This window comes from Haloarchaeobius sp. HME9146 (genome assembly GCF_025399835.1).
Classification (GTDB): Archaea; Halobacteriota; Halobacteria; order Halobacteriales; family Natrialbaceae; genus Haloarchaeobius.
Map to the genome: position 1 here is coordinate 1,920,402 of NZ_JAODVR010000001.1, position 12,211 is coordinate 1,932,612.

At 63.4% G+C, this 12,211-nt stretch carries 13 protein-coding genes; 9 read left to right on the plus strand and 4 right to left on the minus strand.

Annotated features, from left to right (window positions below):
* Nucleotides 1-130: 130 nt before the first annotated feature.
* Nucleotides 131-1,120: a hypothetical protein gene (locus N6C22_RS09925; RefSeq protein WP_261650944.1), complete on the plus strand. Its 990-nt coding sequence runs from the start codon at nucleotides 131-133 to the stop codon at nucleotides 1,118-1,120.
* Nucleotides 1,121-1,188: 68 nt separating this feature from the next.
* Here N6C22_RS09925 and N6C22_RS09930 read toward each other — a convergent pair whose 3' ends face one another.
* Together N6C22_RS09930 and purL are read right to left on the minus strand one after the other, a co-directional pair.
* Nucleotides 1,189-1,764, minus strand: a complete 576-nt coding sequence (locus tag N6C22_RS09930; protein WP_261650946.1) for a HalX domain-containing protein — start codon at nucleotides 1,762-1,764, stop codon at nucleotides 1,189-1,191.
* 149 nt (nucleotides 1,765-1,913) lie between these two features.
* A complete protein-coding gene (gene purL / locus N6C22_RS09935) occupies nucleotides 1,914-4,070 on the minus strand; it encodes a phosphoribosylformylglycinamidine synthase subunit PurL (protein ID WP_261650947.1) in 2,157 nt (718 codons plus the stop codon).
* 347 nt (nucleotides 4,071-4,417) lie between these two features.
* On the opposite strand from purL, the gene N6C22_RS09940 reads away from it, so the two are divergent.
* The 4 genes from N6C22_RS09940 to N6C22_RS09955 all read left to right on the plus strand — a co-directional run bounded on the left by N6C22_RS09940 (nucleotide 4,418) and on the right by N6C22_RS09955 (nucleotide 7,484).
* On the plus strand, nucleotides 4,418-4,990 hold the full coding sequence (locus N6C22_RS09940; RefSeq protein ID WP_261650893.1) for a DoxX family protein: 573 nt from the start codon (nucleotides 4,418-4,420) through the stop codon (nucleotides 4,988-4,990).
* A gap of 142 nt (nucleotides 4,991-5,132) precedes the next feature.
* Nucleotides 5,133-5,819, plus strand: a complete 687-nt coding sequence (locus tag N6C22_RS09945) for a PHP domain-containing protein (RefSeq protein ID WP_261650948.1) — start codon at nucleotides 5,133-5,135, stop codon at nucleotides 5,817-5,819.
* Nucleotides 5,816-6,895 (plus strand): asparagine synthetase B, encoded by a 1,080-nt coding sequence (locus N6C22_RS09950; RefSeq protein WP_261650949.1) that lies wholly within the window; start codon nucleotides 5,816-5,818, stop codon nucleotides 6,893-6,895. Before N6C22_RS09945 ends, N6C22_RS09950 begins: the two co-directional genes overlap by 4 nt.
* 145 nt (nucleotides 6,896-7,040) lie before the next feature.
* Nucleotides 7,041-7,484 carry a hypothetical protein gene (locus N6C22_RS09955; protein WP_261650950.1) on the plus strand — a complete coding sequence of 148 codons (444 nt, stop codon included), beginning with the start codon at nucleotides 7,041-7,043 and terminating at the stop codon, nucleotides 7,482-7,484.
* 276 nt (nucleotides 7,485-7,760) lie between these two features.
* On the opposite strand, the gene N6C22_RS09960 is transcribed toward N6C22_RS09955, so the two are convergent.
* The gene (locus N6C22_RS09960; RefSeq protein WP_261650951.1) at nucleotides 7,761-8,246 is read right to left on the minus strand and encodes an NUDIX hydrolase; all 486 of its coding nucleotides are present in this window, start codon (nucleotides 8,244-8,246) and stop codon (nucleotides 7,761-7,763) included.
* A 98-nt stretch (nucleotides 8,247-8,344) separates the two neighbouring features.
* Between N6C22_RS09960 and N6C22_RS09965 the strand changes: the two genes are divergently transcribed.
* Nucleotides 8,345-8,794, plus strand: coding sequence for a hypothetical protein (locus N6C22_RS09965; protein WP_261650952.1), 450 nt, complete (start codon nucleotides 8,345-8,347; stop codon nucleotides 8,792-8,794).
* A gap of 16 nt (nucleotides 8,795-8,810) precedes the next feature.
* On the opposite strand, the gene N6C22_RS09970 is transcribed toward N6C22_RS09965, so the two are convergent.
* Entirely contained in the window at nucleotides 8,811-9,782 is a 972-nt protein-coding gene (locus N6C22_RS09970; protein WP_261650953.1) for a transcription initiation factor IIB family protein, read from the minus strand.
* Nucleotides 9,783-10,055: 273 nt separating this feature from the next.
* On the opposite strand from N6C22_RS09970, the gene gatC reads away from it, so the two are divergent.
* From gatC to N6C22_RS09985, 3 genes are all read left to right on the plus strand, one after another.
* Entirely contained in the window at nucleotides 10,056-10,334 is a 279-nt protein-coding gene (gatC, locus tag N6C22_RS09975; protein WP_261650954.1) for an Asp-tRNA(Asn)/Glu-tRNA(Gln) amidotransferase subunit GatC, read from the plus strand.
* Complete coding sequence (gene gatA / locus N6C22_RS09980; protein WP_261650955.1) at nucleotides 10,331-11,596, plus strand: Asp-tRNA(Asn)/Glu-tRNA(Gln) amidotransferase subunit GatA; 1,266 nt, start codon at nucleotides 10,331-10,333, stop codon at nucleotides 11,594-11,596. The genes gatC and gatA overlap by 4 nt, the downstream gene beginning before the upstream one ends.
* Before the next feature lie 178 nt (nucleotides 11,597-11,774).
* Nucleotides 11,775-12,188: a hypothetical protein gene (locus N6C22_RS09985; RefSeq protein WP_261650956.1), complete on the plus strand. Its 414-nt coding sequence runs from the start codon at nucleotides 11,775-11,777 to the stop codon at nucleotides 12,186-12,188.
* The last annotated feature ends 23 nt before the right edge of the window (nucleotides 12,189-12,211 follow it).

Sequence of the window (12,211 nt, forward strand, 5' to 3'; positions counted from 1 at the left end):
TAGAAAAAATAACTGAATCAAATCCTTTGACCACAATATGTCACCATAGAATCCCCCTCCAATTGAAACTTTGTGAGACTGGGCTCTTACGACGCAACGTTTATTCTAATGTTAGCCGTACCCCCAAGCAGTGTCAAACGCTGATCCCTTGTACAAGCAGGTTGGCGAATTTATTGAGGATTACCTAAGGGAGGAGCTGAGCGTTTCTGGAATGCAGCGACTGCATGAAGAGTACTTTTCTGAGACTGTGGACTTTTTAAAGTGGAAGGACGTGATTCAAGAGTACACTCTCAAAAAAGAGTGGTCAAATAAGGAATTCCAGAGGTTTGTCCAGTACGCAAAACAATTTGTAGCGCAAGATCAACGGACGGTTTCAGAAGTATATTTAACATCTCCTGAGGTTGGCGGAGTGTTACACGCAAATCCGGATAGATTGGCTGACCAGCATCCATATTCTCCGGATGATGATGATGATGATGGAAGCGGTTTCGTACCTCTGCATAACTCCAATAGGCAGAATCGGGGCTTATACATTCATGTCCAAAATCAGATTTCAGTTCGATACTCAGGAGATATCGAGCGATATACTCAAGAATCGGTAATCCCATTCAAATATGATTCAAAACTTGACATTTTAATTGCTGAAAGTACATATCCCCCTGACGTTCAACGATTGAAGTCCGCTTTCGACAGAAATACTCAGTATGGTGTTGAAACGTTCTGTGCGAATCTAAGAAAGCCTCAATTCGGCCCAGTAGAGGTTTGTCAACGTATGAATGACATCTCAATAGTATCTGATGTCGAATTGACTCATATTGACGTTGAATTTATTGGTCAGACAGTTATTCAGGAGTTCTCTTCAGACTATAATCCACCAAATTCGCCCGAACTCCTACGTGAGAGCGATTTCTCAACAGAAAATTTCGGCGGCAAAACAAAAATCCGGTCAGCCGAAGCCAAAGTTATCATTGAGGACGAAGTATACGATTTTAAAATTTCTTCAGGTGACCGTATGTTTTACACTCAATTCATGAACCCTCCAAAGCGGAAAACTGCAAAACAACTACTAAATCAGATTCGATATGAAGTTATACAAATATTTGAAGAGGGCAGAAAATAAAATTGTCTTTGCTGCGTCTACATCCCCTAGTGTGAAACAGATTCGATTTGGTAGAGTGATGCGTGCTTTCAATTATCAGTCCGCGCCAGATCCTGACACACGCGCCGGTAGGCGTCGTGGTCCGACAGTTCGGTGATAGTCTCGTCTATCTGGGCGCGCATCACGTGCAATCGGTCCTCCAGTCGCGAGTACTTCTCCGACGCCCGGAGCTCGGCTTCGGTCTTCTGGGAGTCGAGCAGCGCCTTCTTCGAGGCGAGCGCGAAGAACTCCTGAATCTGCTCGTCGTAGGTCGAGCGCAACAACAGTTGGTCGATGATCTCGAGCAAGTCGTCCTTCGAGACGGGTTTGACGAGGTAGTCGTCGAAGCCCATCTGGATGATGTCGAAGTCGGGTTCGACCGCCGTGACCATCGCGATGCGGGTGTCGAGTTCGCGGTCGCGGATGGTCGAGAGGACCTCGTCGCCGGAGAGGCCGGGCATCCGCCGGTCGAGCAGGACGATGTCGACCTCTTCCGAGATGGCTTCGAGCGCCTGCTGGCCGTTGTACGCCGTCTTGACGGTACACGCGTCTCTCAGCCACGCCGCGTACAGGTTGGCGAGGTCGGGTTCGTCCTCGACGATGAGTGCGACTGGACCCTCAGCCATCGCCCAGACCACCCACGTAGGTCTGCATGATAGGGTCATTGATACTTGGTGTATAAGTAGATGACGGGGGTGCAATCGGTGATAACCACACGAATCTGACCTGACAGGCAACGTGCCCGTCGTGGCGAGAAACAGCCGCGGGGGCGGACCTACGCGAGTTCGTTCTCGATGACAGCGCGGAGGGTCGCGATCTCGTCTGCGTCGTACCTGAGGTCGGTCCACGAGACGGAGAGTTCGAGGGCTCCGTCGCGAATGCCCGACCCGATGTGTTCGACCGGGGCGACGCCGTCGAAGGTCTCGCGGACCGCGTCGGGTTCGGTCGTCTGGACGAGGGCGCGGCCGGGCTGTTCGTGGAACAGCAGGCCGGTCTGCTCGTCACGCGGCGTGAGCCCACCGTTCTCCGGAAGCTCGACCGAGAGCCCGGCGTCGGCGTGGACCATCTCCGCCAGCGCGACGGCGAGGCCGCCGTGGCTCACGTCGTGGACCGCCTCGACGTGCTCGGCGTCGGCCACGTCCGCGAGTGCGGCGACGAAGTCCGCGGGGTTCTCCGGGAGTTCCGGGAACTGGTCGCTGCCGCCAGCCTGTGCGAGGTACTCGGAGCCGCCGAGACGGAACTCGTCGCCCTCCGAGAGCGTCCGGTCGCCGACGAGCAGCAGTTCACCCTCGGGGGCAGCGTGCATCGGCGGCGCGTCGTAGCCCTCCTTGGTGCCGACCATCATGAGCGTCGGCGTCGGCGGGATGGGCCCGGACGGCGAGTCGTTGTAGAGGGAGACGTTCCCGCCGACCACGGGCACGGAGAGGTCGGCACACATCTCCGCGAGTCCGTCGACGATTCCCTTGAAGCCGCCGTACACGTCGGGCTTCTCCGGGTTGCCGCCGTTGAGACAGTCGACCGCGGCGAGCGGGGTCGCGCCCTTCGCCGCGATATTGGTTGCGTTCTCCAGGGCGACCGCGCGAGCCCCGTCGAAGGGTGCACACTCGGTCCACAGCGGGTCCGAGCCAGCCGACAGGGCGAGACCCTGACCGGCCTCGCGGACCGCGACCAGCGCCGAATCGTCGCCCGGCAGCACGCTGGTCCGGTTACCGACCTCGTGGTCGTACTGGCGGTACACCCAGCGCTTGGACGCCGTGGTCGGGCTGCCGACGACTGCCTCGAACGCCTCGGGCAGGTCGACGTCGGGCAGGTCGGTCTCGGGGACCGGCGGCTCCTCGTGGGGCAGGTCGTTCATCGGCGCACCGTCGCCGAGGTACTCGGCATCGACCGAGACGACCTCCTCGCCGTCGAAGGTGCAGACGTAGTCGCCGTCGGTCACCTCGCCGATGACCGAGCAGCCGAGGTCGAACCGTTCTGCGACCTCGCGCACGCGCTCGACGTTCTCTTCCGTGACCTCGTACACCATCCGCTCCTGGGACTCCGCCAGGAGGATCTCCAGCGCGTTCATGTTCGGCTCGCGCTGGTGGACGCGTTCGAGCTCGATTCGTGCCCCGAGCCCGCCCTTGGCGACGAGTTCGCTGGAGGCACCGCCGAGGCCGGCCGCGCCGAGGTCGCGAGCCGATTCGACGAGATGCTCCTCGACGAGGACCTCGTTGGCCTCGATGAGCAGTTTCTCGGTGTAGGGGTCACCGACCTGGACCGCAGGGCGGTCCTCGGTCTCGGCGTCCTCGCTCAGGTCCTCGCTCGCGAAGGAGGCACCTCCGAGGCCGTCGCGACCCGTCCCGTTCCCGACGAGGACGAGTTTGTTGCCCGGCTCCTGTGCCTCGGCCGTGATGAGGCGGTCCGCGTCGAGCAGGCCGACGCAGGCCACGTTCACCAGCGGGTTGCCCTCGTAGTCGGGGTGGAAGTCGACGCTTCCGCCCACCGTCGGGACCCCGATACAGTTCCCGTAGTGACTGATGCCCTCGACGACGCCCTCGAACAGGTAGCGCGAGTGCTCGCGGTCGAAGTCGCCGAAGTACAGCGAGTCGGTCAGTGCGATGGGGTACGCGCCCATCGACAGCGTGTCGCGGACGATGCCGCCGACGCCGGTCGCCGCGCCGTCGAACGGGTCGACGTAGGAGGGGTGGTTGTGGGACTCGATACCCATCGTGATGTACGTCGAGTCGTCCAGTGCGACGACGGCAGCGTCGTCGCCCGGCCCGACGACGACCTGGTCGCCCTCGCTCTCGAAGGCGGACAGCAGTGGTCGAGAGGACCGGTACGCGCAGTGCTCACTCCAGAGGTTCTCGAAGAGCGTGGCCTCCGCCGGTGTCAGGGCACGCCCGAGTTCGTCCTCGATGAGTTCGCGGTCGGAATCGGCGAGGCTCATTCATCCTCATGTCGATACCCACCCGACTAATGCGTTTCCATGTGCACGTTTGTGGATACTCTCGGGTGGTGCCGTCTCGCCGTGGCTTTCGTCCGTCACCCTCGACGGTCGTCGTGGCTCTCGCGCGTATGACACCCGCCGAAGCGTCGCGACGAACGTTCCCAGCTACGGAGAATGACACATCGAATCACGCGGGTTGGTAGCATGGTCTCTGTCTCAGTAGGTCGACGCTATCTATTGATTATTGCCAAATTTGGGCTCCGTTTCTCAGTTCTGTAGAACCGAGAATTACGCTCTCTTTATATGTTGTCATCGGTCGTCTCTTGAGATGTAAGAGGACGATTACGATGGCAACCAACGATTACACGACCGGAAGCAACACCTTCGAGAGCAAACTGGGCGGCATCACCGTCACGGGGAAGGCGCACAGCCTGAGCGCGTGGTTCGTGCTCTCGCTGCGCCTCATGATGGGGTATGCGTTCCTGCACGCTGGCTGGGATAAAGTCTTCGCCGCTGAAGGGTTCAACTCGAGCGGCTACCTCGTGCACGCTGCTGGGGCGAACGGGAACCCGCTGCAGGGGATGTTCCTGTGGATGGGCCAGACTGCCTGGTTCGTCGAGTTCGCGAACATCGCCGTGCCGTGGGGTGAGCTGTTCATCGGTCTTGGACTGCTCGTCGGCGCGATGGTCCGCCTCGCAGCGTTCTTCGGAGCGCTCATGATGGCGATGTTCTACTTCGGGAACTGGAGCATCGAACACGGCATCATCAACGGCGACTTCGCGTACATGCTCGTGTTCCTGGCCGTCGCCGCCTTCGGTGCAGGGCGCATCCTCGGCCTGGACACCCTCATCGAGAACTACGAGATCGGTGGCGAGAAACTCATCGAGAAGTACCCCCGCCTCGACTACATCCTCGGCTGAAACCAGGGGAAGCGGTTCTCCTGTCTTTTCCTGTCGTCTGTTTCCTGTTCTGACACTCGCTGTTCGGGCGTTACTGTGCCCGGATGTCCCGAGAAGCGAGGATACCGAGTTGCTTTTGACCCACCCACCATTACCACCACCCGTGCTATCGGTCGAGTTGCACTGCCACTCTGCGCTCTCGTACGACGGTCACGACCCTGTAGACCTGCTCTTGCAGCAGGCCGCAGCGGTCGGCCTCGACGCACTGGCAGTGACCGACCACGACGAGATCGACGCGAGCCTGGAGGCTGTTCGGAAGGCCCCGGAGTACGGGCTCATCGGGATTCCCGGGATGGAGGTGACGACTGGCGCAGGGCACGTACTCGCCCTGGGTGTCGAGGAGAAGGTGCCGATGGGCATGCCCTTCGACGAGTCGCTCGACTACATCCGTGAGCGAGGGGGCATCGCGGTGGTCCCCCATCCGTTCCAGGAGTCACGGAGTGGGGTCATGGAGAACATCACTCGCGAGGAGCTGGCGACCGCCGACGCCATCGAGGTGTACAACTCGCGGTTGCTGACCGGCCGGTCGAACCGGCAGGCGAAACGATTCGCCGAGGATTACGGGCTCCCGATGACGGCCGGGAGCGACGCCCACATCAGCGAGATGGTGGGCCAGGCGGTGACCCGGGTGGGCGCGAACGAGGAGAGTTCTGACGCCATCCTCGAGGCGATTCGTGACGGGCGCACGTCCGTCGAAGGCAAGCGGACGCCGTGGCGCATCAGCTTCCAGCAGGCGGCAAGCGGCGCGAAACGGCGCGTGAAGAACCGGCTGCAGGAGTTCCTCCTGTGACGCTCCAGGGGGCGGACCCCACGGTCGTCCGCCGCGCCATCGAGACTCGTGACCCACTCCCCGGGACCGCCGGGTTCGCCGGTGCCGTCGACGGCGAGTTCGTACGGGACGTGCTCGGGCGGTATCCGCTGTTCTCCGATTCCGAGACGGATGACTTGGCGTTCGACCCGGGCGAACTGGCCTCGCCAGAGCGGGTCGAGCCAGGGGTCCATGTGACAGCAGACGGCGAGCAACGGCGGTGGACGCTCCCTACTCCTGCTCCGGTGACAGACAGACGTACAGCCGTCGCCGGGGTCCGGGATGCGGTTGCAGAGAGTGCCGAGACACTCCCGGACGACGGTCGGACGGCGGTCGCCTTCTCCGGTGGTGTCGACTCCGCGTTGGTCGCCACACTGGTCGACGGACCGTGTTACGTGGTTGGCTTCCCGGAGAGCCACGACGTGACCCAGGCGCGACGCGCCGCGGCTGCGATGGACGTCGACCTGACCGTCGTCGAGGTGACGCCCGAGCGGCTGGAAGCGGCAGTTCCGACCGTCGCCCGGGCGATCGGCCGGACGAACGCGATGGACGTCGGCATCGCCCTGCCGCTGTATCTGGTCGCCGAGCGCGTCGCTGCCGACGGGTTCGACCGACTGGCGGTCGGGCAGGGCGCGGACGAACTGTTCGGCGGGTACGCGAAGGTCGCCAGGGCACCGGACGACCCACGGGTCGACGCGACGACCGTCCGTGGGGCGGCCCGCGAGATGATGGGAACGCTGCCGACCCAGCTCGAACGCGACGTGCTCGGGCTGCGAGCCGCGGGCGTCGAACCGGTCGCACCGCTGTTGCACGACTCGGTGGTGTCGGCCGCGCTCGCCCTGCCTGGTGAGTTGCTCGTCGACGACCGGGGCGAGCGCAAGAAGGCGCTTCGGCTGGCGGCGCGGGAATGGCTTCCGGATACGGTCGCGTTCCAGGAGAAGAAGGCCGTGCAGTACGGGAGCCTCGTGGCGCGAGAACTCGACCGGCTCGCCAGACAGGCCGGGTTCAAGCGCCGGATGGACGACCACGTGACGAAGTACGTCGAATCGCGGGTGTGAGGGCGAGACGGGGACGAGCACGGGTGTGCCCGAGTTTCACGTCGAAATCACGTTACGTCGAGCAACTCGGTGGTGTACGAGTTACGACCCGCCAGCGCGGCGTTTTGCTCGCTCGACGGCTACGTTTACGTAGAGAGGAGAAACCATGCTAGCAGCCCACCAGAAACTGACCCGTCGGCTACTGCTCCGGGCGCTCGGGGTCGGACTCGCCGGGAGTTCGGTCGGTGTCGGCACCGTCGCCGCACAGGACGACCCGACGTGGCCGTACCCCGGTAGGGGCCGGGATTCGGACGACGAAACGCCGATTCGGTACCCGTATCCGACCGGTGGTGAGTACCCGATTCCGTACCCCCGGCCGCGGCCGTCGCCACGGCCCGACCCGTCTCCGTGGCCCGGCAGGCCGGTAGAGTACCCGTTCCCCCGGCCGGAGAGACCCGTCTGGGGACGGAAGAAGTACGGCTGGAAGTACTACCGGTGCCTCGACGCGAATCGGGGCAAGCACATGCACCGCCGGCGGGGACGCGGCAGGTACCCCTGGGATTACCTGTCACATACCCACGAACCCGGGTGCGAGAAACACACCCACTGAGGCAGGGTCCGGAGATAGGATGCGGAGGTGGTCCTCGCATCCCTCACAGTGCACCCCCTGTATGCCCTTCTGTACCAGGTTCAGGTCCACTGGTCGAGACAGTCCGCAGAGCAGAACGCGAGTTCGACTGTCTGCCTGTCGTCCGCGTGCGCTTTCAGCGTGAATGCAGCCGGTGCGTCGGTCGAACAGTTATCACACCGCATGGTTATTGGTTGGATAGACGACTAGTAAGCTGAACCGGCTATGTGCCTAGGTAACACAGCCTTCGGAGGTTGGTCAAGGTTCGGTTTGGCGTTCCCCGACCGTCTCGATGGCTCGCTGGCCAATCTCGACCACGTCGGGTTCCAGCCAGTCGGACGCCTCGTGGAGTCGCGCCGGCGTGAACCACTCCCAGGCGTCGACAGCGGTCTCGCCGGGTGCCGGGTCGAGCTCTCGTGACGGGGCCGCGCCGTAGTAGATGTGGTCGACGTGCTGGTGGCCGACCTGCCCGTCACAGACGTTGATATCTTCGAGGAGCAGGTGCTGTGGGCGGGGAATCGACCGGACGGTGTCGGATTCGATGTCGCCCTCGGGGGCCACGAGGTCCACGTCGAGCCCGGTCTCTTCGCGGGTCTCTCGCAGCGCGGCCTCGTGGGGCGTCTCGGCCCGGTCGACGTGGCCACCCGGCGGGAGCCACATATCGAGTTTCTCGTGTTCGTGGAGCAGCGTCGCGCCGTCGTGGACCACGTAGACGGTCGCGACGAAGTGGCGGGTCGTCTCCATGGCGGAACGGTCCGACCGGGTGGACATGTAGGCGTCGGTCCCGGGTCCCGGTGTCCCGTGACGGAACGCCTTTATCGCCGTAGCCCGGCGATTCGAACGTGCGATTTCGGTACCTCTACGCGGTCGGGGCGGCAGTCCTCCTCCTCGGTGTGGTCATCGTCGGGGTCGGGCTGACGACGCCCGAGGAGTGCGACGTGGACTACGCTATCGACGTCAACCGGAGCGTCGCCGACGACCGGCCCGTCGTCGAAGCCGGGAACCTGTCCGGGCCGGTCCAGCAGGCAGTCCGGACGGTCGTCGAAGAGAACCGGACCGCGTTCGTCGAACCCGAGCAGTACCGGGAGGAGCTGGCGAACCGAACCGTGCAGTACGAGGGCGAACTGTACCCCATCGACGGAACGCCGGTCGAGAACTGCGCCGGGGGGCGCGACGACCTGTTCATCCTCGTGGGGTTCTGGGTCGCGGTGTTCGGGACGGTAGTGCTGTCGCTGGTCGGGTTGTACGATTACGGAAAAGACCGGCTCCGGACTGACGCCGACTACCGGTGACAACCGTCCGTTCGAGTTAGACGGGCTGTTCGGCCTCGAGCAGTTCGTGGTACCGGTTGCGGATGGTGACCTCGGAGATGTTCGCCACGTCGCTGACCTCGTTCTGTGTGACCTTCTCGTTGGCCAGCAGCGAGGCCGCGTACACTGCGGCGGCGGCGAGCCCGACGGGTGACTTGCCCGAGTGCAGCCCCTGCTGTTTCGCCGTCTCGAGGAGCTGGCGGGCCCGCCGCTCAGCCTCGTCGGAGATACCGAGTTCGCTGGCGAAGCGCGGTACGTAGCTCACGGGGTCTGCGGGCTGTATCTCCAGGTTGAGCTCGCGAACGACGTAGCGGTAGGTCCGGGCGATCTCGTCGCGTTCGACGCGGGAGACGTTGGTCACCTCGTCGAGCGAGCGCGGGGTGCCGGCCTGGCGGGCGGCCGCGTACAGCGAAGCCGTGGAGACGCCCTCGATGGAGCGGCCGGGGAGGAGGTCCTCGGCGAGGGCGCGACGGTAGATGACCGAGGCGGTCTCGCGGACGTTCTTCGGAAGGCCCAGCGCACTGGCCATGCGGTCGATCTCGCCGAGGGCCTGCTTCAGGTTGCGTTCCTTGGAATCACGGGTTCGGAACCGCTCGTTCCAGGTGCGAAGCCGCTGCATCTTCTGGCGCTGGCTGGAGCTGAGCTGGCGGCCGTAAGCGTCCTTGTTCTGCCAGCCGATGTTGGTCGAGAGGCCCTGGTCGTGCATCATGTTGGTCGTCGGGGCACCGACCCGGGACTTCTCGTCTTTCTCCTTCGAATCGAATGCCCGCCACTCCGGGCCGCGGTCGACGTTGTCCTCTTCGACGACCAGCCCGCAGTCGGTACAGACGGTCTCGCCGTGTTCACTGTCGGCGACGAGGTTCCCGCTGCACTCCGGGCAGACCGTTCCGGTCTCCTCCGTCTCTGTCGTCTCTGTTCGGCTCGCTCGGCTCTCGTCTGTCTGTTGGCGTCGGATACTCGTGTCAGTCATGGTGGGGGATGTCAGCGAATGGGGTCGAGAACGGGCGCTTGTAATATCTGTTGTGTGCTCGGCGACTTAAGTTCTTGGGCCAAAACAGTTAGGGGAAATGCACTATTTTTCTGCGAATTAGAAACCAAGATTCGCGAAAGCGGTAACCACGGGGGGATTTCATGGAATGGGGAACTGGTTGTTTGTTCTTTCCGGGGTCGCTCGTGGCGGCCGAACCGTCGTCTCCGCCCCCGTATCGAAACCCTTACTCGGGCGAACCCAGTCTGGTCGACCATGAGCGACACGTCCGCCAGTCCAGAGGATGTCCGGCACGTCGCGGACCTGGCACGCGTCGACCTCGAAGCCGACGAGGTCGACGAGTTCGCCGAGCAGTTCGCGGACATCCTCGAGTACTTCGACGCACTCGACGAGGTACCCGAGGTCGAGCACGAGGCCGACCTGGTCAACGTCATGCGTCCCGACGAGGAACGCGAGTGCCTCAGCCGCGAGGACGCGCTTCGTAACGCCGAGGAGACCGAAGACGGCTTCTTCAAAGGACCCAACGTCTCATGAGCCAGATCTTCATCACCGAGGAGACCATCGAGGGCGCGGACGAGGGCCCCCTCGCCGACCGTACCGTCGCCGTCAAGGACAACATCTCGACCGAGGGCGTCCGGACCACCTGTGGCTCCGCGATGCTCGACGACTACGTCCCGCCGTACGACGCGACCGTCGTCTCCCGACTGAAGGAGTCGGGCGCGACCATCGTCGGGAAGGCCAACATGGACGAGTTCGGGATGGGCACGACCACGGAGACCTCCGCGTTCGGCCCGACCGAGAACCCCGCCGCCGAGGGCCACGTCCCCGGCGGTTCCTCGGGTGGTTCCGCGGCCGCCGTCGCCGCCGGCGAAGCCGACCTCGCACTCGGTTCCGACACCGGCGGTTCAATCCGCTGTCCCGCCGCGTTCTGTGGCGTCGTCGGTATCAAGCCCACCTACGGGCTGGTCTCGCGCTACGGCCTCGTCGCCTACGCGAACTCCCTGGAACAGATCGGTCCCATCGCCCCCGACGTGGAATCCGCCGCCGAACTCCTCGACGTCATCTCGGGTCCCGACGACCGCGACGCGACGACCCGTGACGAGGGCGCGGACTCGGACTACGCCGCCGCGGCCGACGGCGACGTCGACGGCCTCCGCATCGGCGTCCCGACCGAACTCGTCGAGGGTGCCGACGAGGGCGTCAAAGCGCAGTTCTACGCCGCCCTCGACGAACTCGAAGCTCAGGGAGCCAAGTACCACGAGGTCTCCCTGGAGTCCGTCGAGTACGCCGTGCAGGCGTACTACGTCATCGCGATGTCCGAGGCGTCCTCGAACCTCGCCCGGTTCGACGGCGTCCGCTACGGGCATTCGGGTGGCTACGACGGCAACTGGAACGAGGTCTTCGGGAAGGCCCGCGAGGAGGGCTTCGGCCCGGAGGTCAAGCGCCGTATCCTGCTGGGCACGTACGCCCTCTCGGCCGGCTACCACGACAAGTACTACAAGAAGGCACAGGACGCGCGTGCCTGGGTCGAACAGGACTTCGACGCGGCGTTCGAGGACGCCGACGTGCTCGCCTCGCCCACGATGCCCGTCCCGCCGATGAAACTCGGCGAGTCCCTCTCGGACCCGCTGAAGATGTACCTCGCCGACGCCAACACGGTGCCGGTGAACCTCGCCAACCTGCCCGCCATCTCCGTCCCGGCGGGCGAGACCGACGGCCTCCCCGTCGGCCTCCAGCTCGTCGGCAAGCAGTTCGACGAAGAGACCATCATCCGGGCCGGCAGCGCGCTGGCCTGAGTCGGTCTCGACTCACGTTCGACAGGTGGTGAGGCCGAGTACTTCGAGGCCCGACCCCGATGCGGTTCACGTTCTTCCATTCCTGCCTGGATACGAAAGTAACCACAACAGTTATGCGGATATTTGCCATACAATCGATAACTACTGGTCGACGACGGGTGACCGGGGGAATCTATCGATGCGAATAGCCAAAGACACCGAGGTCGAGTTCGACGAGTTCTCCAGAGCCTGTGACCTCGTTGAGGACTACTACGGCGACCTCATCGACGAGGTGGCCCTACACGCGCCGATCTCGCGCCGCCAACTGGTCGCGGTCCTCGCACGGGCACAGTTATCGGGGCGCGGGCTCGGCCCGGACACACTCACCGAACAGGGAGAAGAAGTGTTCCAGTCGAACGACGAGACGCTGTTCTGGCTCGACGGGTCGTTCTGGCGACGGCTCCGCGAGAACCACAATCTCAGCCCCGACGAGGGTCGGGCCGCACGCGAGGTCCACCGCCGAATAATCGAAGCGATCGACGGTGACGTCGGGTACTACAACCGGGAACGCGACCCGTTCGTACTCATCGAACGAGCGCACCCGACTGGCTGACGGAACGGGAATCGGAAAACTGG

Bases quoted from the DNA above. Each gene is read 5' to 3' on its own strand.
- purL (WP_261650947.1), bottom strand. From the start codon at position 4,070: ATGAGCCTCGCCGATTCCGACCGCGAACTCATCGAGGACGAACTCGGG.
- N6C22_RS09955 (WP_261650950.1), top strand. From the start codon at position 7,041: ATGCTAGCAGCCCACCAGAAACTGACCCGTCGGCTACTGCTCCGGGCG.
- N6C22_RS09970 (WP_261650953.1), bottom strand. From the start codon at position 9,782: ATGACTGACACGAGTATCCGACGCCAACAGACAGACGAGAGCCGAGCG.
- gatC (WP_261650954.1), top strand. From the start codon at position 10,056: ATGAGCGACACGTCCGCCAGTCCAGAGGATGTCCGGCACGTCGCGGAC.
- N6C22_RS09960 (WP_261650951.1), bottom strand. From the start codon at position 8,246: ATGGAGACGACCCGCCACTTCGTCGCGACCGTCTACGTGGTCCACGAC.
- N6C22_RS09930 (WP_261650946.1), bottom strand. From the start codon at position 1,764: ATGGCTGAGGGTCCAGTCGCACTCATCGTCGAGGACGAACCCGACCTC.
- gatA (WP_261650955.1), top strand. From the start codon at position 10,331: ATGAGCCAGATCTTCATCACCGAGGAGACCATCGAGGGCGCGGACGAG.
- N6C22_RS09985 (WP_261650956.1), top strand. From the start codon at position 11,775: ATGCGAATAGCCAAAGACACCGAGGTCGAGTTCGACGAGTTCTCCAGA.
- N6C22_RS09940 (WP_261650893.1), top strand. From the start codon at position 4,418: ATGGCAACCAACGATTACACGACCGGAAGCAACACCTTCGAGAGCAAA.